Origin of the sequence: Pseudomonas sp. CFBP 13727 (assembly GCF_014841915.1) — a bacterium.
GTDB lineage: Bacteria > Pseudomonadota > Gammaproteobacteria > Pseudomonadales > Pseudomonadaceae > Aquipseudomonas > Aquipseudomonas baltica.
The window spans coordinates 1,009,688-1,031,739 of sequence record NZ_JACYUT010000001.1 but is presented as its reverse complement, the minus strand read 5'-3'; the positions used below and the strand labels follow the sequence as shown (position 1 = coordinate 1,031,739).

The following is a 22,052-nucleotide window of genomic DNA, read 5'->3' as shown; positions in this document are numbered from 1 at the left end:
CCGCCCGCTACCGGCCCACGACCAAGGTAACCGTTCATGGAGTTGCTACAGACTTTCTTCAACTGGGACGTGTTCGTCGACGCGCTGCCTTTGATGCTGCGCGGCCTTGGCGTGACCATATTGCTCGGCGTGGTGAGTATCGTACTGGGCCTGGCCGGCGGTCTGCTGCTGGCCATGCTCAGATTGTACGGCTACACCCCCGTGCGCTGGCTGGCACGGGTGTACATCGATGTGCTGCGGTCCATCCCGCTGCTGGTCCTGCTGGTGTTGATCTACTACGCCTTGCCCTTCGTCGGCATTCGCCTGTCGTCCTTCGCTGCCGCCACGGCCGCGCTGTCCCTGGTGTCGTGCGCCTATTCGGCGGAGATCTTTCGTTCCGGCATCGAGGCTATCCCCAAGGGTCAGTTCGAAGCGGCGGCTTCCCAGGGCATGAGCTTCTTCAACACCATGCGCGACGTGATCCTGCCCCAGGCCATGCGCATCGTCTTGCCGCCCATGACCAGCAACTGCATCAACGTCATGAAGGACACGGCACTGGCGTCAGTGGTCGCCATGCCCGACCTGCTCAAGCAGGCCACCCAGGCCCAGGCGCTGTCGGCCAATCCAACGCCGCTGGTGGGGGCGGCGATCATGTACCTGCTGTTGCTGCTGCCACTGGTGCAGTTGGTCAGCTGGGTAGAGCGTCGCAACGGCAGTGGAGGCAAGCGCGCATGAGCAACGTCATCGAAATCGAACGACTGGACAAGTTCTACGGGCCATTCCAGGCCCTCAGCGACATCAACCTGACTGTCGCCCAGGGCGAAGTGGTGGTGATCCTGGGGCCCTCGGGGTCGGGCAAGTCCACCCTGATTCGCTGCATCAACCTGCTCGAGCCCTACCAGGGTGGCGACATCCGGGTGTCCGGGCAGCGCGTGGAAACCGGCCCCAAGCTTGCCGGCATCCGCTGCGAAGTGGGCATGGTGTTTCAGAACTTCAATCTCTACCCCCACCTCACCGTGCTCGCCAACGTGGCCCTGGCGCCGGTGCGCGTGCGCGGCATGAACCGACGTGATGCCCAGGAGCGCGCGCGGCTGTTGCTGGAAAAGGTCGGCATGTCCGCGCATGCCGACAAGTACCCCAGCCAGTTGTCCGGGGGCCAGCAGCAACGGGTCGCGATCGCCCGGACCATGGCCATGGAGCCACGGGTGATCCTGTTCGACGAGCCGACCTCGGCGCTGGACCCGGAAATGGTCGGCGAAGTGCTCGACGTGATGCAGAACCTTGCCCGTTCCGGGGTGACCATGATCGTGGTGACCCACGAGATGGGCTTCGCGCGCAAGGTCGCCGACCGGGTGATCTTCATGGAAACCGGTCGCATCATCGAACAGAACCATCCGCAGGCCTTCTTCACCGCGCCCCAGGAACCCCGTACCCAGGCATTCCTGCAGGCCATCCTGCACCACTGACAGGCTCTACCCCTAACAAGCAAACGGGAGACTCACTTTGACTGCCCTCGATATCGACTACGTCCGTCGCCAATTTCCCGCACTCGCCGACGGCTACGGCTACCTGGACAACGCCGGCGGCTCGGCGGTGCTCAAGCCGGTGGCCGAGCGCATCACCGAGTACCTGCTCAACCACGCGGTGCAGCTTGGCGCTTCGTACGAACCGTCGGTGAAAGCCGGTGCCAAGGTGCTGGAAGCACGCGCCTCGGTGGCCCAGCTGATCAACGCTCGCCACTCTGAAGAGTGTGTGATGGCCGGTTCGACCACCTTATTGCTGCAGCTGCTGGCTCGGGCGATTGCGCCGTCGATCGGCGCGGGCGACGAGATCATCGTCACGCACAGCGACCACGAAGCCAACATCGGCCCCTGGCAGCGGCTGTGCCAAGAGCGCGGGGCCACCCTGCGCGTATGGTCGGTGGACCCGTCGAGCCTGGAGCTGGAGCTGCGCGACCTGGAGCAACTTCTCGGGCCGCGCACGCGTTACGTGGCGATGACCCACGCGTCGAACATTCTGGGCAGCGTCAACCCGGTCGCGCAGGTTGCCGAGCGCGTGCACGCCTGCGGTGCCAAGCTGGTGGTGGACGCGGTGGCGTACGCACCGCACCGTCTGGTCGATGTGCAGGCCAGTGGCGCCGACTATTACGTGTTCAGCTTCTACAAGGTGTTCGGCCCGCATTTCGCAGTGCTGTGGGGCAAGCGCGAACTGCTGCTGGAACTGCCCAGCCTCAACCATTTCTTCATCGGCCAGGACGTGCTGCCGTACAAGCTGCAGCCGGGCAACGTCAACTACGAACTGTCCTACGGTTGCATGGGCATCAGTGACTACCTGCTGGACATCGGCCGGCGCCTGGGCACCGCAGGCAGCGAGCGGCAGATCATGCAGGCGGCCTTCGATGCGTTCGAGGTGCAGGAAAACCTCTTGGCCGAGATTCTGCTGGGCTATCTGCGCGAGGCCGACGGCGTGCGCATCATCGGCAAACCACGGGTGACCGCGGGCGACCGGGTACCGACCATCAGCTTCGTCGTCGAGGGCGTGCAGTCCGAGGCCATTGTGCGAGAGGTGGACGCGGCACGCATCGGCATTCGTTTTGGTGACTTCTATGCCCGTCACTTGATCGAAGAACTGGGCCTGGCACCTCAGGGAGGGGTGGTGCGCGTTTCCATTGCGCACTACAACACCGTCGATGAAATGACGCGGCTGGTGGAATGCCTGGCCCGAGCCATCGCAGACCTGCGTCCCAGCTGACCGCCATCGAGCCACTGAACCATGCCATTACCGCACACCCTTGAAGAACTGCGCAGCGCCATTGCGGTGGGGCAGGACAAACTCACTGCGCGCATGCGCGATGCCGCCCAGTACGTGATCGAGCACCCCCACGATGTGGCGCTCAACACGGTCGCGGCCCTGGCCGCGCGTTCGCAGATCCCCGCTTCGGCGTTCATTCGTCTGGCCCAGGCCTTGGGCTTTGGTGGTTTCAGCGATCTGCAGCGGGTGTGCAAGGCGCCGCTGGAGAAAGCCGGGCAGGGCAGCTTCAAGGAACGTATTCGCCATTATCGCGGCGAACAGTTGCTCGACGACCCGACCGATGTGGGCGCCATGCTCGGCGCCTTCAGCCGGGCCAACATCGTCTCCCTCGAACACCTTGCCGAAGGGCAGCAGGTGCAGGCGCTGGAACAGGCCATCGGCTTGCTGCAACAGGCGCGCACCACGTTCGTGGTGGGCATGCGCCGTTCGTTTCCGATGGCTGCCTACCTCAGCTATGCCCTGAGCCGTGTCGGCCGGCGCGCCGTGCACATCAGCGGCCTGGGCGGCAGCCTGCGCGAGCAGGTCGGCGCGCTGCACGGTGATGACGTGCTGGTGGCGGTGAGCTTCCCCCCGTATGCCCAGGAAACCATCGACGCCTGCAACCAGGCGGTGGCGGCCGGTACGCCGATCGTTGCCATCACCGACAGCCTGCTCAGCCCCATCGGCCAATGCGCTTCGGTGATGATCGAAGTCGACGACGCCGAACTGCTTGGCTTTCGCTCGTTGACCGCCGCGTTCTGCGTGGCCCAGACACTGGCCATGGGCCTGGCCTTCGCCGCAGGTGAAACCTTTGGCGGCATCGACCACGACGCTTTGAAAGATATCGACTGCTGAGGCCCCAGGCCCGGCATTTTGCCCAACCTGCTGGAGAGCCGTACCGTGACATCACCCCTAAGAGATCTGGTCGGCTATGGCCAGCAACGTCCCCAGGGTACCTGGCCCAATGGCACCCGGCTGGCGATCAGCCTGGTCATCAACTACGAGGAAGGCTCCGAACGGTCCCTGGCCATGGGCGATCCCGATCAGGAAAGCATGACCGAGTGGGGCAGCTATCAGTTTCCCGATGGCGTACGCAACCTGGCCATGGAATCGATGTACGAATACGGCTCGCGGGTCGGTATCTGGCGCATCCTGCAGATTCTGCAGAAGGCCAACGTGCCGGCCACGTTCCACGCCTGCGCGGTGGCCTTCGAGCAGAACCCCGATGTGGCGCGGGCGGCGGTCGAGCTGGGCCATGAAGTATGCAGCCACGGCTACCGCTGGGAGGAAGTGTTCCGCCTCACCGAGGAGCAGGAGCGCGAGCACATTCGCCTGGCCATCGAGTCCTTCCAGCGCACCTGCGGCAAGCGCCCGGTAGGCTGGTACTGCCGCTATGGCGCCAGCGTGCGCACCCGTCGCCTGGTGGCCGAGGAGGGCGGTTTCCTCTATGACTCCGATGCCTACAACGATGACGTGCCGTACTTCGTCGACGTCGAAGGCAAACGCCGCCTGGTGGTGCCGTACACCAGTGACGTCAATGATTTCCGCTACTGGAATTCGCCGGGCCTGTCCCAGGCTTCCGACTTTCTCGAGTACATGAAGGAAAGCTTCGAGGTGCTGCACGAAGAATCTGCAGACGGCCTGCGCATGATGTCCGTCGGCCTGCACCCGCGCATGGTCGGACGCCCGGGCCGGATACGCGCCTTGCAGAAGTTCATCGAGTACGCACAGGGCCACGAAGGCGTGTGGTTCGCCACTCGCGAGCAGATCGCCCACGCGTGGCTGGAGCGTGACGCCGCGGCGGCGCTGTAAGGGCGGCAGCATTCAGCCGAAGACACTTTCCCACCTGATTGCGCTGTGCTGTTCCTGACTCAGGTCCAGCACCCCTTCGACATGGGCCAGATGATGGAGCATCAGGGCGATGGCACGTTTTTCGTCCTGGGCTTCGATGGCGGCGACGATCGCGCTGTGTTCGTCCTCGGGGCAGGCATGCATCTGCGGACCATCGTAGAGTGCATGCATCAGTGAGGTGACCGGGCACAACTGGCGCATGATGCGGGTAATGAAGCTGTTGCCGGCGATCTCGGCCAGCAGGCTGTGGAAATCGCCGGACAGCTTGATCAGCGCGCGCCGGTCCTGGTTCTTGCGCGCCAGGGCCTCCTTTTTCAGGTGGGCATGCAAGGGCTTGCGCTGGGCCTTGGTCGAGCGGTGGATGACATTGCGAATGATCTCTGGTTCAAGCAACCGGCGTGTGGCGAATAGGTCGCGGGTTTCCTGCACCGTGGGGCTGGTGACGAACGCGCCGCGGTTGGGGTGCAGCTTGACCAAGCCTTCCTTGGCCAGCGCCATGAGCGCCTGGCGAATCTTGTTGCGGCCCACGCCAAACGCGATCGCAAGTTTCTCCTCGGCCAGCTTGATACCCGGCGGCAGGCGGTGCTCCATGATGGCGATGGTGATGTGTTCGGCGATGCCATCGGCATCCTGTGGTGTGTTCAGATCCATATCCGTTTCCTGACGTACCCTTGCCCGCGGTCAGCCGCGGATGCGCCGACTGATGCCGGTCAATTTTTCCATCACTACCATCATCACCAGGGTGACGATCACCAGCACGCTGGACAGAGCGGCAATGGTGACGTCCAGTTTGCTCTCCAGGTCCTGCCACATGCGGATCGGCAGCATGTCGGTGCGTGCGTCGCGCAGGAACAGCGAGACGGCAGTGTTATCGAACGAAGACATGAACGCAATGAATGCCCCGGCCGCGATGCCTGGCGCAATCAGCGGCAGGGTGATGCGCCGCAACGCGTGCGCTCTCGAAGCACCCAGGCTGGCAGCGCTTTCCAGCAGCGCCGGCGGCAACTGCATCAGCGCCGAAGAGGTGGTACGGATGACGTAGGGTACGCAGACCACGGTGTGACCGATCACTAGCGTCGTCATCGATACCGGCACGCCCAGCTCGCTGAAAAAGATCAATGCCGACAGGCCGAACGCCAGCCCCGGCAGAATCAACGGTGACATGAACAGCGCATCGAGGCAGCGCGCTGTCTTGCTCGTGGAACGGGCGATGGCCAGCGAGGCGGCAGTGCCCATGACCACACACAAAAGCGTGGTCATCGACGCCACCAGAAAGCTGTTCCACGCCGCGAAATGCAGGGTGAACGCCTTGAGCAGGGCGACATACCAGCGTGTCGAGAAGCCCTGAGGCGGAAAGCGCAGCGAGTAGCTGTCGGTGAACGAGACGATCAGCACGATCAGCGTCGGTGCCAGCAACAGGATAAGGGCGGCCCAGGCCACCAGATAGAGGGTGCCCTTGAGGGCGATGTCCGACAGGTCGTTTCGACGTCCCATGCTCATGTGGTCGCGTACCCCTTGCTGAGGCGGCCCAAATAGCTCAACAGCGTCACGCAGCCGATCACGGCCACCAGGAACACCAGTGAGATGGCTGCAGCGTATGGCCAGTTCTGCAGGGCCGACGCCTGCTGGTAGATGTACATCGGCATGAACAGCATCTGCCCGCCACCTACCAGAGACTGCGTGATGAAGGCGGTGATGGTTGCCGAGAAGGTCAGCAGGCTGCCGGCGATGATGCCCGGCAGCGACAGCGGCACGGTGATCCGCCGGAAGGTGCGCCAGGCATTGGCGCCCAAGGCGGCGGAGGCATCCTCCAGATTGCTTTCCAGGCGTTGCAAGGTAGTGATCAGGGGCAGGGTCATCAGCGGCAACTGCACATTGGCCAGGGCCCAGATCAACCCTTCGCGGGAGTAGAGCAGGCGCAGTGGCTTGTCGATCCATGCCCAGCCCAGCAGCAGTTCGTTGACGATGCCCTGGCGCCCGAGGATCACTACCCAGGCGAAGGTGCGCACCACCACGCTGGTCAGCAGGGGCATGACGATGATCATCATCAGCACCTTCTGGGTGGTCGGCGAGCTGCGCACGTAGGCCCAGGCCAGAGCGTAGCCCAGGGCCAGGCACAGCACGGTAACCTGCACGCCGAGCCACAAGGTATCGCCAAGCACGCGCAGGGCCAGGCCTTCGCCGAAGATCTTCGCGTATTGCGCCACGCCCCAGACGCTGACGGCGGTGTCGTCGTGCAGGCTGACCAGCACCAGCAACAACAGCGGCGTGATGAAGAACAGCACGAAGAATGCTGCCAACGGCAGGCCGTAGCGCAGGCTGTACACGGTGACGTCATGGTTTCGGGCGCTCACGTGCCGCACTCCTCACAGCGGGAAGGGATGGCTTCAGGCATGGCTCAGACCTGGATGTCCTTGTTGAAGCGCTCGATCCAGGCCGCCCGGTTCGGATTGATCACCTTCCAGTCCTGAAAGCGAAACCGCGACTTCATTTCTGCCTGATCCTTGGCCAGTGATTCGGCTATCTCGCCAGACATCTTCACCTGCATGTTGGTAGGCACTACCAGGTACGGCGCTTCCATCAGCTGCGATTGCACCTGGGGCGACATCGACGCCTCGATCAAGGCGAAAGCCAGATCGCGATTCGGTGAGTTCTTGACGATATGGATACTGGTCTTGAACGCGATCGCGCCTTCCTTGGGCGCCACCCATTCGACCGGTACGCCACGGGCCTTGAGGATCTGGATGGCGTTGAAGTTGCCTGGGCTGATGTCGATCTGGCCTTGCTGGAACAGCGACGCCAGCTGACCGGGGTTGGCGGCGACGGCGGCCAGGTTGGGCTTGAGTTTGGCCAGCAGTTCAAAGGCCGGTTCGATGTTGCTGTCCGAGCCGCCATGCAGTTTGGCCAGTTCGACCATGAAGCCGGTGCCCAGGGAGGAGTTCATGTTGGTGATGCCTACCCGGCCCTTGTACTCGGGCTTCCACAGGTCCATCCAGGAGTCGGGAGGGGTCTGGATAGTGTCGGGGTTATAGGTCAGGCCAACGATCTGATAGAAGATGCTCGGCCCCATCGGGTCTTGGGCTTCGGGCATCAGCTGCTGGTAGTAGGCGCTGTCCGCCACCGGGTAGGGCTCGATCAAGCCCTGTTCGATGGCGGTCAGGGCAGGGCCCGGATCGTGCAGCATGACGTCGATGGGCGGATGTTCACGGGAGGCCATGACCTTGGAGATCTGGTCGACAGAGATCATCGGGTCGAGAATGATGTTTCCGTCTTTCATGTGTTCCAGCGCGGCAGGCACCAGCACAGCCTTGTGTGCTTCTTCCCAGCTGCCGGTAAACGTCGCGAACACCAGATTGCGCGCCTGGGCCATGGTCAACTGCGGGAAAAGCTGCAGTGCACCCAGGGCCAGGGCGGATTGCATGATGCGTCTGCGGGATATATCCATCGTCGATTCCTCGTGCGGGTCAGTTCAGGGCTACAGGCTGGGCGCGGTAAACGTAGTGATCGCGTGGGCGCTGATAGGCCTCAGGCTTACCTGAGTGCCGGGCTTCAATGGCTCGGCACCTAGGCCGCGTGGCGAAGCGATCTTGATCCGCTGTCCGCCGGGCGTGAGCATTTCGTGGACGATCGAAGGGCCCAGCGGCAGGCCGAGTTCGACCTGTGCGGGAAATCCGTCGCCTGCCTCCGTCAGCTCCAGATTCTCCGGACGAATGCACGCCACCACGGCGCTGCCGGGCCGGGCGTCGCGCGGCGTACGGCAGGCCAGCAGGCTGCCGTCGGCCAGGCGTATCCGAGCCGACTCCCCGGCGTAGCTTTCCAGGGTCCCGGGCAGCACGTTGGCGCTGCCGACGAAGGTATTGACGAACAGGCTGCTGGGCGAATCGTAGATCTTCGATGGCGCGGCGAACTGCTCCAGCCGGCCGGCGTTGAGCACCGCCACGCGGTCGGCCATCGACAGCGCTTCCTCCTGGTCGTGGGTGACCATCACGCAGGTCACGCCCGACTGGCGCTGGAGCCGCTTGATCTCGATCTGCATGTCCATGCGCAGGCTTTTGTCCAGGGCCGAAAACGGTTCGTCGAGCAACAGGATGCGCGGTTCCACGGCCAATGCCCGGGCCAGCGCCACGCGCTGCTGCTGGCCACCGGAAAGCTGGCGCGGATAGCGGTCGGCCAGATGACCCAGCTGGATCATCTCGAGCATTTCATCGATGCGCTGCTTGCGCCGCGAGCGTGGCACGCCGCGGGCGTCCAGACCGTAGGCGATGTTTTCGGCCACGCTCAGGTGGGGAAACAAGGCGTAGTTCTGGAACACGATGCCGATGTCGCGGTGATGCGGGGGCAGGTGGTCGATGAGCTTGCCGCCGATCACCACCTTGCCCGAGGTCTGCGGCTGGAACCCGCCGATGATGCGCAGCAGGGTGGTTTTGCCACAGCCGGAGGGGCCCAGCAGCGCCACCAGTTCGCCGGCGGCTACTTCCAGGGTGATGTGGTCGACCGCCGGAGCTGCACCGGCGTACTGATGGAAGATGTCGTCCAGGGTGAGGTCGAAACCGGCGGTGGCAGTCGTCATGCGGTGGCTCGCAGTGCTGAACTAGGTTATCTGGCTCGAAGCAATGCATGTGCCAAGCAGGACGGAGTCGGTCATCCCACGGTTTAACTCGTTGTTTTAAATGAACCGATAGCCGGATGCGGATTACCTTGGTATCAGGATTGTGCACAAAACAGTTAACTAAATATTGCACTGAATCAGTGCTCAATCTAATCATGTTCACCATTATGTCGCTCGCCAGCTGCCTTGATCTGCTTGCTCGCACCCGCGGTCACGGCACCTGCCTCCGGCGGCGCGGATCTTGCTGAAACAGCGGTATCAGCCTTTCGCAGTGGAGTGACCCATGGATATTCATCGTCTCAAGGCGCAGCAGATCGCTCACCTGGTCAACACCCGTCAGCTGAGCGCGGTCGAGGTGGCGACAGCGGTGTGCGATCGTCTCGAGCGGTTGAATCCGTCGCTCAATGCGTTCATCGATTACCAGCGGGCCGACGTGCTGGCTCGAGCGCGTACCAGCGACCAGCGGGTCGCCGCCATGCAATACCTGCCTTTGGCCGGCGTACCGTTCAGCGTCAAGGACAACCTCTGGTTGGGCGGCCGACCGGCGAGTTTCGGTTCCAGGGTGTTTGCCGACTTCGTGGCGCCGCGCGATTCGTGGTGCGTGCAACGCCTTGGCGAACTGGGCGGCGTGGCGCTCGGGATGACCAACTGTTCCGAGTTTGCCTGCAAGGGCATCACCACCAATCCGCTGCACGGCACCACCCGCAACCCGTGGAACCTCGAGCTGACCCCCGGCGGGTCGTCGGGCGGCGCGGTGGCTGCAGTGGCGGCTGGGTTGGGACCATTGGCCCTGGCCACCGACGCCGGCGGCTCCACCCGGCGACCGGCCGCGCACACCGGGCTGGTCGGCTTCAAGCCGAGCCTGGGTGCCGTGCCCAATCCCTGGGGGTTCGCCGACCCGAACCATCTGCTCTCAGTGATCGGCCAACTGGGACGCGATGTCGAGGACGTTGCACTCATGGCCCGCAGTTTGTTCGCCTGGTGCCCCTCCGACCCGTTGTCGCAGCCACATTTTAGCGCTCAGTCGCTAGCCCCGACGCCGCGAGCGCCGCGCTCGCTGCGCATTGCCTGGTCGCCGGATCTGGGGCTGGGCCTGCCACTGGACAGCGATGTTGCCAGTGCGATGGTTGCCGCGCTGGCGACGCTGGAGCGCGATGGCTGGTCCATCGAGCTGGCCAGCCCGCGCTGGCCAGGCGGCCTGGAAGGCTATGCGCTGCTGGGCTTGCAGCACACGGCGCTGGCTGCGCAATTCGGTGCGCTGGCGGATGAGCAGTTGCAGCAGCTGGATCCGGATATTCTGGCGCAGATAGAGCTGGGCAGAGCGTTGTCCGGGGTGCAAACCGCGCGTCTGCTAGCGTTGCGCAATGGGTTGTCGATCACCCTGGCCGCGTTTTTCGATGACTACGATCTGCTGTTGTGCCCGACCGCGCCGGTGGAAGCCTGGGCCGTGGGGCAACTGGGCCCCGCGACCATTGGCGGTCAGCCCGCCGGGCCGCGCGGACATGCCGGTTATACCCCGGTGTTCAACTACTGCGGGGTACCCGCACTGTCGTTGCCCTGCGGGTTCGGCAAGCAGGGACTTCCGGTAGGCCTGCAGGTGATCGCCCCGCGCTACATGGACGGGCGCGTGCTTCAGGCCGCCGCGGAAATGGAGCGCGTGCTAGGCCTGTCGTTCGAGGCGCCCATGCTGCGCAACCAAGGTATCCCCCAACCCCTGTAGCAGCGGCGCAAGCCGCGTCGGCGGCACATGCGGTTTGGCAGGCACACCGCGGTGAACCCGGACGCGGCTTGCGCCGCTGCTACAGGAGGGCCTGCAAGCCCGGTGGCAAGCCTTGGTTGGGCTTGGCGGGTGGGCGGGCGAAGCTGCCTTGGGTGGCCCGACCCGCCTGCAGGCGGTGCAACAGCTGCGCCTGGGCCACGCCGCACGACACGCCGTCCACCACCGGAACCGGCAACCGCCCGGCCAACCCACGTGCCAGCCCGGCCAACGGCGCACCGGCGAGGATCAGCACGTCGGCGCCATCTTCGTTCACCGCCAGGTGGCTCAGCTCCAGCAGGCGCTCGGCATGATCCTCCTGCACGCTGCCGGCATCGCGCAGCGGGCGGTCCAGATGGCGAATGCTGGCCAGACGGTCGAGCATGCCGTTCTGTGCCACGCACTCGCGGTACCAACTGGTGATGCGCCGGGAGATGGCGATGATCGAGATCCTCTGGCCCAACTGGGCGGCCGTCATCAGCGCCGCTTCGGTCATGCCCACCACCGGCACGTCCAGTACCTCCTTGAGCGCAAGCAGCCCGGGATCACCGAATGCCGCCACCAGTACTGCGTCGTAGCTGCCCAGACGCTCCCCGGCAATGATCGTCGCTGCGTGCGCGCCGAGCAGGGCTTCGAAGCGGGTTTCGATGTAGGCCACGCCACTGGGTGCCGTGGCCATCTGGATCTGCGTGTCCGTCGCTGCGGTGCGGCGCGCTTCCGTCTCGATCAGGTCGGTGACGCTCTGGGAGATATTGGGGTTGATGATCAGCAGTCTCATGGCGACTCCGGGCGGTCGGGTGGCGTTAGCCGAAAATAGCGTGCAGGTCGACCTCGGCCTCATCTTCCAGCGACAGGTCGAGCGTGGCCTCGATATGGTCGAGGTGGCCCAGCATCAAGCCGATGGCTGCCTCGACCTCACCCTGTTCCATGGCCTCGACGATTTCGGTGTGCTCATGGTTGGGGCAGGCAGGCACGTTGGGCGAGTCGTACAGCAGAATGATCAAGCAGGTCAGCGAAGACAGTTCGCGCATCAGTTTGATCAGCGGCGGGCTGTCGACCATCTGTGCGATCAACAGATGAAACTCGCCCGACAGGCGAATTACCGCGCGTTTGTCGCCTGTCTCGCGCGCGGCGCGTTCTTCGGCCACATGGGCGTGCAGGCGACGAAACTGCTGGCTGTCGGCCTTGGCCACCAGGCTGCGGATCAGCGCGGGCTCGAGAATGCGTCTGGCCTGGAAAATATGCCGGGCTTCTTCCACCGAGGGGCTGGCGATGAAGGCACCGCGATTGGGGATAGTGGTGACGATCCCTTCGTGGGCCAACCGCGCGAGCACCTCGCGGATACGTGTGCGATTGACCTGGAACACGCCGGCCAGCTTCTCCTCCACCAGCTTGGTGCCGGGGATCAGGCGATGTTCCATCACGGCGTTGAGGATGCGCTCGTAGATGCCATCGCGGGTACTGCCGGTGCCCAGGATCTGCCCGGTACTGCGGGCCTTGCGAGGTGCAGGAGAAAGTGTTTCCGAGTTGAGCACGTGCGCGATCCTCGTCAGCCTGATTACGGTCAATGGTGGATTGTCACAAAATGGTGAGCGATTGTCCAAACATGCACCGTCGCAACTCATTCGCCGCCACGGACTGCTTTATTGAGCCTGCTCATCTCGTTACCACGGGAGCCGCCGCCGAACGTGAAAGCGGCACCGCGCGATCACACAAGCCCCGCCGTACAGGGCCTGGACACCAAAGGCGCCCATGGAAAGCAATGCGGTTTTCAAATGGTGCCACGAACATGGCATAGCCGTTGCAAACTCTTTGCCACAAAGCCTCAGCCTTTAGTGACAATTGGAGAAGCCCGATGCCAGCTATTTGTTCGTCCACTACCTTGCTCAAGCGTGCCTTTTCGGCCTTGGTGTTGAGCCTCGGCATGATGGCCATGTCCCACGCCGACGAAGCCAAGCCGGTCAAACTCGGTTATGCCAAGTGCGCCCACTGCACGCCGTTGTCCCTGACGCCGCAAAACGCCGCCGGGGTGAAACTCGACGCCATTGCCTTCAACACCGGCAACGATGTGCTCACAGCGCTGCTGTCCAAGAGCATCGACGTGGCGCAGGTCACCTACCTGCATTACGCCACGGCGCTGGACAAGGGGTTCGACGTGGTGGCCGTGTCCGGGCAGATCAACGGCGGCTCGCAGATTCTGGTGGGCAACGACCTGCCGCTGCAGGCAGGCGACTGGGTCGGCTTGAAGGCGCTCATCGACAAGTACAAGGCCGAGGACAAGCCGTTCCGGGTCGCCGCCTCGCGCGGCAATGCGCAGGATATTCATATGCGTGGGGCGTTCCTCAAGCACGGCATCGATATCAACAAGGATGTGCAATTCATCAACATCCCCAACCCGTCTGACCACGTGCAGGCACTGCGCCGCGGCGAAGTGGAGCTGATCACGTCGGTGGACCCGTTCGCCACCCAGATCCGCGAGGTCAAGGCGGCCAAGTTCTTCGACTTTCCCTACGACCAGGCGGCTGGCAAGTTGACCAACCTGATCGTTACCCGCTCCGATGTGATCGAGGACAACCGCAAGGGCGTCGAGGAAACAGTGCGTTCCATCGTCAAGGTCAATGACCTGATGGCCAACGACAAGCCGCTGTTCATCGACACCATCCAGAAAGTCACCGGGCTGGACAAGGCCATCGCCACCGGCGCAGTCGACAACCTCTACCCCGACTACGCCATGCACCGCGCCTCGGCCGTAGCCATTGCGCAAATGATGCGCGACCTCAAGTACATCAGCACCGATGTCAGCGAGCAGGTAGAGAAGAACCTGGACTACAGCTTTCTGGAAGCGGTGACCGGCAAGCCGAAAACCGAGCTGGGGTATTGAGATGAAAAGTACCGCCATCAAGGCGCACGGGGTCGGGCGAGGGCATGGCCCGTCCCTGGCCCGGCGCCTGTACAAGCGCATCGAACGCGGCATCGTGCCGGTATTGCTGCTGGTCGGCTGGGAGATCTTTTCCCGCTCCGGGATTTTGCCGCGCGCGCTCCTGCCGGCGCCGTCCCAAGTCATCATCGCCTGGGCAGACTGGGTCTTTGCCACCGATGGCAATACGCAAAGCTACAGCGGTCACTGGATTCTCGATGTGGCGGCCAGTTCGTTCCGGGTGTTCGCAGGCTTTGCCCTGGCCGCCTTGCTGGGCATCGGCGCGGGCATGGCCATCGGTTGGTCGCGCACCGCAGAAAACCTGTTCGAGCCGGTGCTGCAGATTCTGCGCCCGATCCCGCCGGTGTCCTGGATTCCCCTGGCGATCATCTGGTTCGGCATTGCCGACAAGCCGGCGATCTTCCTGGTGTTCATGGGCGCATTCTTCCCGGTGCTGTTGAGCACCATTCACGGCGTCAAGAACTGCGACCGCAACCTGTTGCGAGCAGGCGCCATGACCGGTGGTACGCCAAGCAGACTATTGCTTTACATCGTCTTCCCGGCGGCGCTGCCGAGCATCTTCTCCGGCCTGCGCATCGCCATCGGCTCGGCGTGGATGCTCACCGTCACCGCGGAAATGGTCGCGGTTAAAAGCGGCGTCGGCTACGTGCTGTGGGATTCCTATTACTTCCTGCGCTACGACATCGTCATCGCCTCCATGGTCAGCATCGGCCTGCTGGGCTTTCTCAGCGACTATGCGATCAAGCGCGTGGGTGCGTACCTGCTGCGCTGGCAACGTGGTTCCACTTTGCAGAAGGAGGGCTGAGGCATGGCACTGATTACCATCGACCGCGTCTCGCGCGTGTTCGAAGACCCCAAGCGACCCACCGGCATCGTGGCCCTGGACGATGTCAGCCTGACCGTGGCACGCAACGAATTTCTCTGCCTGCTGGGCCCCAGTGGCTGCGGCAAGTCGACCCTGCTGAACATGATCGCCGGCTTCGACCACCCCACCCAGGGCACGGTCAGCGTCGGCGGGCAGTCGATCACCGCACCCGGGGCCGATCGTGGCGTGGTGTTCCAGCAGGCCAACCTGATGCCTTGGTTGCCGGTCTGGGAGAACGTTGCGTTCCACTTGAAGATGCGCGGTGTGGGCAAGGAGATACGCCGGGAGAAGGCGCAGAAATTCATTGAAATGGTGGGCCTGGCCGGCTTCGAGAATCACTTCCCCAGCGAGCTGTCCGGCGGCATGAATCAGCGTGTGGGCATTGCCCGAGCCTTGCTGATGAACCCTGAGGTGATCCTCATGGACGAGCCCTTCGGTGCGTTGGACGAGCAGACCAAGATGGACATGCACGCCGAGCTGATCCGGATCTGGCGCGAAAGTCAGAGCACCATCGTGTTCGTCACCCATGGTATCGATGAGTCGCTGGCCCTGGGTACCCATGTCGCCGTGATGTCGGCACGTCCGGGACGCATTCGCGAGCTGCTGCCGATCGAGCTCGAACGTCCGCGCGACCCGACCAGCAAGGCCTTCAATAACTACAAGCGGCACATCCTGTCGCTGCTGCGGCCGGAACCTGTGCGGGAAAGCGCCTGAGATGAAGACGCTGATCACCGGCAGCAGTGGCTTCGTCGGCCTGGCGTTGAGCGAGCACTTGCTGGCGGCGGGTGAGGACGTGATCGGCTTCGACCTGGGGCCGATACCTGCGCAGGCGCAGGCTGCGTTCGCCAGACTGCCGGGGCGGTTCACCGAGCATCGAGGTGATGTGCGTGACGCGACGGACCTGCGCATGGTCATGGGTCGTCATCGCCCCCAGCGAGTGGTGACCCTGGCCGCCATCACCGCCGATGCCGAGCGCGAGCGATTGGCGCCCCAGGCGATCTTCGAAGTGAACGTGGGCGGGGTGCTTGCGGCCATCGGCGCGAGCGCCGAGTGCGGCGTGTCGCGGCTGGTGCACATCAGCTCGGGCTCGGTCTACGGCACCACCGGGCGTCACGCGCCGTTGCTCGACGAAGCACGTTCCGCCTTGGCCCCCGAGGGCCTGTACGGCCAATCCAAGCGCAGCGCCGAGGACGCGGCGCGGCGCCTTGCCCAACTGCATGGGTTGCCCTTGGTTATCGGCCGCCTGGGCACTTGCTTCGGGCCCTGGGAAGCCGACACCGGCGTGCGCGACACCCTCAGCGCACCGCTGCAGTTGTTGCAAGTGGCCCGCCGTGGCGGCACGGCGATCCTTGCGCGCGACAGCCTGCGCGACTGGCTGTATGTCCGCGACGCCGCGCGGGCTATCGGCTGCCTGCTGGACCAGCCGCAGTGGCGATATCCCCTCTATAACCTGGCGGCGGGTTTCCAATGGCCGCTCAGTCAATGGTGCACGCGCCTGGCCACACGCTTCCCGGACTTCCGCTGGCGTCTGGCGGCGCCGGGTGAAACACCGAACATCGAGCTGTACGCCGACTACGACCGGGCGAGCATGGCGCTCGACCGTCTGCGCGAAGACTGCGGTTTCGTTCCGCGATTCGACATCGACGCTGCCGATCACGACTTTCATCACTGGCTTGCCCACGTGGCAGGCCCCCAGACAACGGTGAACCCATGACCCCCACCCTTTTAGCGAACTCATCGAGCATGGCGGGCCAGGTGTGCATCGTCACCGGTGCGGCCTCCGGCATCGGCCGCGCCATTGCCTGGCACCTGGCAAGCCACGGTGCCTGCGTGGTCATCGCCGATGTCACCACGGCTGTCATCGAGGGCGGCGAGCCAACCGCCGACCTGATTCGCGCCGCTGGCCACCAGGCCCTGTTCGTGCAGACTGACGTCGCCGACAGCGCGCAGGTCGAAGCGTTGGTCGAGACCACGGTAGCGCGCTTCGGGCGCCTCGATGTGCTGGTCAACAACGCCTGCATCCGCCACGCGCGGCCCTTGCTCGAGCTCGACGAGGCCGACTGGCAGCGTGTCCTGGACGTCAATCTGGGGGGGGTCTACCGCTGTTGCCGGGCTGCCGTGCGGCAAATGGTCGGCCAGGCGCTGGTCGGCGAAACCCGCGGGCGCATCGTCAACCTGTCTTCGCAACACGGCATGATTGCCGCACCCCAGGACTTGGCCTATGGCGTGAGCAAGGCGGCTGTGGATTACCTCACCCGGCAGGTCGCCAGCGACTATGCCGAGCAGCGCATCGTCTGCAACGCGGTGGCGCCCGGCAAGATCCAGACCGGCGCCGGTGGCCGGGCGGTCGACCCGGCGGTGATGGAGCGGGCCACGCGGCGTACCCCCTGGCCGCGGTTGGGCCATCCCGACGATGTCGCCAAGGCCGTGCTGTTTCTGGCCAGCGCCGAGGCCAGCTTCATCACCGGCACCACGTTGATGGTGGACGGCGGGTGGATGGCCGCATGATCGACAACCCACTGGATCTACTGATTACCGGCGCCGTGCTGCTGGACCCGGTCGACGGCCTTGCGCAGTCCGCAAGCCTGGGCATCCGTGGCCAACGCATCGCCCACGTCGGGCCTGCCGACCAGCCTGCACCCGAAGCCGTGCGGCATCTGCACCTGCCGGGCCGGGTGGTGGTGCCCGGCTTCGTCAATACCCATTACCATGCCGGCCTGAATTTCGTCCGGGGGGTGGCGCCGGACTGCGGCTTCGCGCCGTCCTACACCCCCGGCCTGCCACAGGCTTCATGGCTCAGCCCGGAAGAAGCACTGACGTTGTCCCGCCTTGGTGCACTCGAAGCGCTGCGGGCGGGTTGCACCACGCTTGTGGACAGCTTCGTGCATGCCGAGCACACCGTGGCAGGCATGGCCGAAACAGGTGTGCGCCTGTTCGCCAGCCAACGTCTGGCCGATGTCGATTTCGCCTCGGTGCTGCAAGGCACGCGGCGCTTCGACCTGAAGCGTGGCCTGGCCCAGCTGGACCACGCCGAGGCCTTCGTCGAACGCTGGGCAGGGCAGGCCGACGGACGCATCCAGACCCACCTGACCGCTCACGCACCCGACACCTGCTCGCTGGACTTCCTGCGCCAGATCGATGCCTTGGCCCGCCGCCATGGTCTGCAGATCAGCACGCACCTGGCGCAGAGCCAGGACGAACTGGATTGGGTGCGTGCTACCCACGGCCGCTCGCCGGTGCAACTGCTCGATGAGCTGGGCATGCTCGATTCGCGCCTGCTGGCCGGTCACTGCATTCACGTGGATGACGAGGACATCGTACGCATCGGCGCCTCCGGTGCCCATGTCGTGCACATCCCGGTCGGCAACGCCATGTCCGGACGGGTGGCGCCGACGCGCCGCCTGCTGCAGGCCGGCGCGCGCCTGTGCCTGGCGACCGACACCATGCACGGCGACATGATCGAGGTCATGCGCTGGGCGCTGGCGGTAGGGCGGTTGAGTGCCGGGCGGGTGGCCGACGACTGGCAACCACGCGACGTGCTGCGCATGGCCACCGTCAACGGCGCCGCGGCGCTGGGTTGGGGCGAGCATCTGGGTCGATTGGCGGTCGGCCAGTTGGCTGACCTGGCCATCCTCGACTATCGACAGCTCCACCTCACTCCCTGCATCGATGCGTTGGGCAGTTTGGTGCACAACGCCACCGGGGCCGACGTCGAAACCGTGATCGTCGACGGTCGAGTGGTGATCGATCAAGGCCGCTCGACCCAGGTCGACGAAGCCTGTGTACGTGCCGCAGCCGACACCGTTTGCCGCGACCTGTGGCAACGTTGCGAAAAGCCTTTGCGCGCCTATCCTTCCTCGCACGCGATCACTGGAGGTACAGTATGACCCGCCGTATTCGCCTGGGCGTGCTTACGCCTTCCTCGAACACTGCACTGGAGCCGCTGACCCAGGCGTTGATAGCCAGCCTGCCGGAAGTCAGCGTGCATTTCTCACGCTTCAGTGTCACCCAGATCGCCCTCAGTGCCGACGCGCTGGGCCAGTTCCAGCGCGAGCGGATTCTGGACGCGGCGCGCTTGCTGGCCGATGCCCATGTCGATGTCATCGGCTGGAGCGGTACCTCTGCCGGATGGCTGGGTTTCGATACCGACGTTGCGCTATGCCAGGCCATTACCGAGGCCACGGCGATACCGGCGACGACCTCGGTGCTGGCACTGAACAAGGCGCTGCACCGCTTCGGCATTCGCCGCCTGGGCCTGGTCTCGCCGTATCTGGCGGATGTACAGGCAAGGATCGTTGCCAATTATGCCGCTCTGGGTATCGATGCCAGCGCCGAAAGCCACCTGTCGCTGCAGGACAATTTTTCCTTTGCCGAGGTGGACGAGGCCACCCTGGATCGTCAGGTGGCCGAGGTGGTCGCGGCCGGTGCCGAGGCCATCTCCACCTTCTGCACCAACCTGCACGCCGCCCACCGTGCCGAATCCTGGGAGCGCCAGCACGGGGTACCGGTGTTCGACACGGTGACGACGGTGCTCTGGGACATGTTGAACATGACCGGCGTGGACACACGTCGCTTGACCGGCTGGGGCCGGCTACTGCTTGAAGAGGCTTGATATGCAACCTTTCGATACGGTTATTCGCAACGCTCGCGTGGTCACTGCCGCAGACACCTTCACCAGTGACATCGGCATTCGCGACGGGCGCATCGTTGCCCTGGCCCTGGAGCTGCCTCCGGGCCTTGCGGAAATCGACGCGGCCGGCCGGCACGTGACCCCGGGCGGCATCGACAGCCATGTGCACCTGGACCAGCCCACCGGCGACGGCTCGGTGATGGCCGACGACTTTTTCAGCGGTACGGTGTCGGCGGCCTGCGGCGGGACCACCACGGTGATTCCTTTCGCCTGTCAGCAGAAGGGTGAAACCCTGCGTGCAGCGGTGGATGACTACCATCGCCGGGCAGGCACCAAGCCGGTGATCGACTACGCCTTCCACCTGATCGTCACCGACCCCACGCCGCAGGTCCTGCGTGAGGAATTGCCGGCACTGATCGCCGAGGGCTATACCTCGTTCAAGATCTACATGACCTACGACGCGCTGAAACTGGGTGACCGAGAGATTCTCGAAACCCTGTCCGTGGCCCGTCGCGAAGGCGCCATGGTCATGTTGCATGCCGAGAACAGCGACTGCATCGCCTGGCTCACCGAGCGGCTGCTAGCGGCCGGGCTCAGCGCGCCGCGCTACCACGCCAGCTCGCGACCCATGCTGGTGGAACGCGAGGCCACGCACAGGGCCATTGCCTTGGCCGAACTGGTGGATGTGCCCATCCTCATCGTCCACGTGTCGGGTCGCGAGGCCGTGGAGCAGATTCGCTGGGCGCAGAACCACGGCTTGAAGGTGTATGCCGAAACCTGCCCGCAATACCTGTTTCTGACCGCCGACTCGCTGGGCTGCGACGACAGCTTCGAAGGCGCCAAATGCATCTGCAGCCCACCGCCTCGGGACGCTGCAAACCAGCAGGTGATCTGGGACGGGCTGGAAAACGGTTCGTTCGAGATCTTCTCGTCCGACCACGCGCCGTTTCGTTACGACGGCCCCGATGGCAAGAAGGCCCACGGCGAAGACGTGTCGTTCGACCAGATCGCCAACGGCATTCCCGGTGTCGAAACACGCATGGCGCTGTTGTGGTCCGAAGGCGTGCGCACCGGGCGCATCACGGCGCAAAGTTTCGTCGCGCTGACGTCGACCAACGCGGCAAAGATGTACGGGCTGTACCCGCGCAAGGGCAGTATCGCCATCGGCGCGGATGCCGATCTGGTGATCTGGGACGAAGGGCAGCCGGTGTCGATCAGCAACGAGATGTTGCACCACAACGTCGACTACACCCCTTACGCCGGCATGCAGCTGAGCGCCTGGCCGGCCATCACCCTGTCGCGCGGCGAAGTGGTATGGGACGGTGAGCCTCGGGGCGAAGCGGGGCGGGGCCAGTTTTTGCCCTGCGAGCGTCCGGCACCGGCGCAGGTGCGTCGGCGCAACACCGAGTTGCCGCTGTGAGCGCGGTCGAGCAGGTGGCGCAGCGGCTCATTCGCGCCTGGCGCGAGGGTAGGCGGCAGCCGGTCGAAGGCTTGCGTCTGGACAGCGAGGCGCAGGCGTATGACGTGCAGCGGCGGGTGGCCGAGGCGATGGGCTGGTTTGCCGACGCGCCCGCGCGGGCCTGGAAACTGGGAGGTGCGCCGGGCAGCCTCATCAGTGCCGCAGGCGTGCCGGCCGGTACCGTACGCGCATCCGGGTGGCAGGTGCCGCCCGGGCACTGCCACGCGTTGGGTATCGAAGGCGAGCTGTTCGTGCGCTTGTCCCGGGATCTGGACGAACACACCGACCTGGCCGCCGCCTACGCGGCCATCGACGCCTGGATGCCGGGCATCGAGTTGTGCGATACGCGCTGGGTCGACGGCATCCAGGCCGATGCCCTGCTGCGACTGGCCGACCAGCAGCTCAACCGTGAGTTGATCGTTGGCCTGCCTGTAACGCTGGCGGCCGTCCCCGACTGGTCGGCCCAGGCCGCCACGCTGCACGTCGACGGCGAACAAGTGGTACGTGGGCTGGGTAGCCACCCGTTCCGCGAACCGTTGAACTCCCTGCCGTGGCTGGCGCGACACGCTGTCGCACTGGGCAACCCGCTGCGCGCGGGCGATCTGATCGCCACCGGAAGCTGGACCGGCATCCACTGGGCGCCCCCAGGCGCCAGCATCGAAGTCGACTTCCCCGGCATCGGCAGCGTAACCCTCGCCACCTGAACCACCGCGTTGCGCCGTTCGCGGCCACGGACCGCTCCTACAGTGGTCATGCGCTGCCACGGGGATCGAGCGCCATCTCCCGTAGGAGCGGTCATCGGCCGCGAAAGGTGCGCCGCGGTGCGCTTGCCGCCTGCGCTGGCCCCTTCGCGGCCATGGACTGCTCCTACAGTGGTCATGCGCTGCCACGGGGATCGAGCGCCATCTCCCGTAGGAGCGGTCATCGGCCGCGAAAGGTGCGCCGCGGTATGTTTGCCGCCTGCGCTGGCCCTTTCGCGGCCACGGACCGCTTCTACAGTGGTCATGCGCTGCCACGGGGATCGAGCGTCATCTCCCGTAGGAGCGGTCATCGGCCGCGAAAGGTGCGCCGCGCTATGCTTGCCGCCTGCGCTGGCCCCTCCGCGGCCATGGACTGCTCCTACAGTGGTCATGCGCTGCCACGGGGATCGAGCGCCATCTCCCGTAGGAGCGGTC

General features: G+C 64.7%; 22 protein-coding genes. 15 read left to right on the top strand and 7 right to left on the bottom strand.

Going from position 1 to position 22,052, the window contains the following annotated elements; all coding sequences use genetic code 11:
- The first annotated feature begins 36 nt into the window (after nucleotides 1–36).
- From IFT76_RS04540 to IFT76_RS04520, 5 genes are read left to right on the top strand one after another with little or no spacing between them, the layout of a single operon-like run.
- On the top strand, nucleotides 37–714 hold the full coding sequence (locus IFT76_RS04540; RefSeq protein WP_122479164.1) for an amino acid ABC transporter permease: 678 nt from the start codon (nucleotides 37–39) through the stop codon (nucleotides 712–714).
- Nucleotides 711–1,445 carry an amino acid ABC transporter ATP-binding protein gene (locus tag IFT76_RS04535; RefSeq protein ID WP_122479163.1) on the top strand — a complete coding sequence of 245 codons (735 nt, stop codon included), beginning with the start codon at nucleotides 711–713 and terminating at the stop codon, nucleotides 1,443–1,445. Before IFT76_RS04540 ends, IFT76_RS04535 begins: the two co-directional genes overlap by 4 nt.
- Nucleotides 1,446–1,482: 37 nt before the next feature.
- Complete coding sequence (locus IFT76_RS04530) at nucleotides 1,483–2,730, top strand: cysteine desulfurase-like protein (RefSeq protein WP_192057517.1); 1,248 nt, start codon at nucleotides 1,483–1,485, stop codon at nucleotides 2,728–2,730.
- Nucleotides 2,731–2,751: 21 nt separating this feature from the next.
- Nucleotides 2,752–3,624, top strand: a complete 873-nt coding sequence (locus IFT76_RS04525; RefSeq protein ID WP_122479161.1) for a MurR/RpiR family transcriptional regulator — start codon at nucleotides 2,752–2,754, stop codon at nucleotides 3,622–3,624.
- A gap of 45 nt (nucleotides 3,625–3,669) precedes the next feature.
- Entirely contained in the window at nucleotides 3,670–4,581 is a 912-nt protein-coding gene (locus IFT76_RS04520; protein WP_192057516.1) for a polysaccharide deacetylase family protein, read from the top strand.
- 12 nt (nucleotides 4,582–4,593) lie between these two features.
- Here IFT76_RS04520 and IFT76_RS04515 read toward each other — a convergent pair whose 3' ends face one another.
- The 5 genes from IFT76_RS04515 to IFT76_RS04495 are packed head-to-tail and all read right to left on the bottom strand — an operon-like array spanning nucleotide 4,594 to nucleotide 9,190.
- A complete protein-coding gene (locus IFT76_RS04515; RefSeq protein ID WP_192057515.1) occupies nucleotides 4,594–5,271 on the bottom strand; it encodes a GntR family transcriptional regulator in 678 nt (225 codons plus the stop codon).
- A gap of 30 nt (nucleotides 5,272–5,301) precedes the next feature.
- The gene (locus tag IFT76_RS04510; protein ID WP_122479159.1) at nucleotides 5,302–6,120 is read right to left on the bottom strand and encodes an ABC transporter permease; all 819 of its coding nucleotides are present in this window, start codon (nucleotides 6,118–6,120) and stop codon (nucleotides 5,302–5,304) included.
- Nucleotides 6,117–6,974: an ABC transporter permease subunit gene (locus IFT76_RS04505; protein ID WP_192057514.1), complete on the bottom strand. Its 858-nt coding sequence runs from the start codon at nucleotides 6,972–6,974 to the stop codon at nucleotides 6,117–6,119. Before IFT76_RS04505 ends, IFT76_RS04510 begins: the two co-directional genes overlap by 4 nt.
- Before the next feature lie 44 nt (nucleotides 6,975–7,018).
- On the bottom strand, nucleotides 7,019–8,065 hold the full coding sequence (locus tag IFT76_RS04500; RefSeq protein WP_185793847.1) for an ABC transporter substrate-binding protein: 1,047 nt from the start codon (nucleotides 8,063–8,065) through the stop codon (nucleotides 7,019–7,021).
- A 30-nt stretch (nucleotides 8,066–8,095) separates the two neighbouring features.
- A complete protein-coding gene (locus tag IFT76_RS04495; protein WP_185793846.1) occupies nucleotides 8,096–9,190 on the bottom strand; it encodes an ABC transporter ATP-binding protein in 1,095 nt (364 codons plus the stop codon).
- Nucleotides 9,191–9,512: 322 nt separating this feature from the next.
- Between IFT76_RS04495 and IFT76_RS04490 the strand changes: the two genes are divergently transcribed.
- Nucleotides 9,513–10,949 (top strand): amidase, encoded by a 1,437-nt coding sequence (locus IFT76_RS04490; RefSeq protein WP_197976843.1) that lies wholly within the window; start codon nucleotides 9,513–9,515, stop codon nucleotides 10,947–10,949.
- 79 nt (nucleotides 10,950–11,028) lie between these two features.
- On the opposite strand, the gene IFT76_RS04485 is transcribed toward IFT76_RS04490, so the two are convergent.
- Nucleotides 11,029–11,763, bottom strand: a complete 735-nt coding sequence (locus IFT76_RS04485; RefSeq protein WP_192057513.1) for an aspartate/glutamate racemase family protein — start codon at nucleotides 11,761–11,763, stop codon at nucleotides 11,029–11,031.
- A gap of 25 nt (nucleotides 11,764–11,788) precedes the next feature.
- A complete protein-coding gene (locus tag IFT76_RS04480) occupies nucleotides 11,789–12,520 on the bottom strand; it encodes a GntR family transcriptional regulator (protein ID WP_192103825.1) in 732 nt (243 codons plus the stop codon).
- 320 nt (nucleotides 12,521–12,840) lie between these two features.
- On the opposite strand from IFT76_RS04480, the gene IFT76_RS04475 reads away from it, so the two are divergent.
- From IFT76_RS04475 to IFT76_RS04435, 9 genes are read left to right on the top strand one after another with little or no spacing between them, the layout of a single operon-like run.
- A complete protein-coding gene (locus IFT76_RS04475; protein WP_192057512.1) occupies nucleotides 12,841–13,866 on the top strand; it encodes an ABC transporter substrate-binding protein in 1,026 nt (341 codons plus the stop codon).
- A 1-nt stretch (nucleotide 13,867) separates the two neighbouring features.
- Nucleotides 13,868–14,728, top strand: coding sequence for an ABC transporter permease (locus IFT76_RS04470; protein ID WP_122479152.1), 861 nt, complete (start codon nucleotides 13,868–13,870; stop codon nucleotides 14,726–14,728).
- A gap of 3 nt (nucleotides 14,729–14,731) precedes the next feature.
- Nucleotides 14,732–15,502 (top strand): ABC transporter ATP-binding protein, encoded by a 771-nt coding sequence (locus IFT76_RS04465; RefSeq protein ID WP_192057511.1) that lies wholly within the window; start codon nucleotides 14,732–14,734, stop codon nucleotides 15,500–15,502.
- Nucleotide 15,503: 1 nt separating this feature from the next.
- Nucleotides 15,504–16,502, top strand: a complete 999-nt coding sequence (locus tag IFT76_RS04460) for an NAD-dependent epimerase/dehydratase family protein (RefSeq protein WP_185793841.1) — start codon at nucleotides 15,504–15,506, stop codon at nucleotides 16,500–16,502.
- Nucleotides 16,499–17,296: an SDR family NAD(P)-dependent oxidoreductase gene (locus IFT76_RS04455; RefSeq protein WP_197976842.1), complete on the top strand. Its 798-nt coding sequence runs from the start codon at nucleotides 16,499–16,501 to the stop codon at nucleotides 17,294–17,296. Before IFT76_RS04460 ends, IFT76_RS04455 begins: the two co-directional genes overlap by 4 nt.
- Complete coding sequence (locus IFT76_RS04450) at nucleotides 17,293–18,675, top strand: amidohydrolase family protein (RefSeq protein ID WP_192057510.1); 1,383 nt, start codon at nucleotides 17,293–17,295, stop codon at nucleotides 18,673–18,675. Before IFT76_RS04455 ends, IFT76_RS04450 begins: the two co-directional genes overlap by 4 nt.
- Nucleotides 18,672–19,400 carry a maleate cis-trans isomerase family protein gene (locus IFT76_RS04445; protein ID WP_192057509.1) on the top strand — a complete coding sequence of 243 codons (729 nt, stop codon included), beginning with the start codon at nucleotides 18,672–18,674 and terminating at the stop codon, nucleotides 19,398–19,400. Before IFT76_RS04450 ends, IFT76_RS04445 begins: the two co-directional genes overlap by 4 nt.
- A 1-nt stretch (nucleotide 19,401) precedes the next feature.
- The gene (hydA, locus tag IFT76_RS04440; protein ID WP_192057508.1) at nucleotides 19,402–20,838 is read left to right on the top strand and encodes a dihydropyrimidinase; all 1,437 of its coding nucleotides are present in this window, start codon (nucleotides 19,402–19,404) and stop codon (nucleotides 20,836–20,838) included.
- The gene (locus IFT76_RS04435; RefSeq protein WP_192057507.1) at nucleotides 20,835–21,581 is read left to right on the top strand and encodes a fumarylacetoacetate hydrolase family protein; all 747 of its coding nucleotides are present in this window, start codon (nucleotides 20,835–20,837) and stop codon (nucleotides 21,579–21,581) included. Before hydA ends, IFT76_RS04435 begins: the two co-directional genes overlap by 4 nt.
- Nucleotides 21,582–22,052 lie beyond the last annotated feature (471 nt).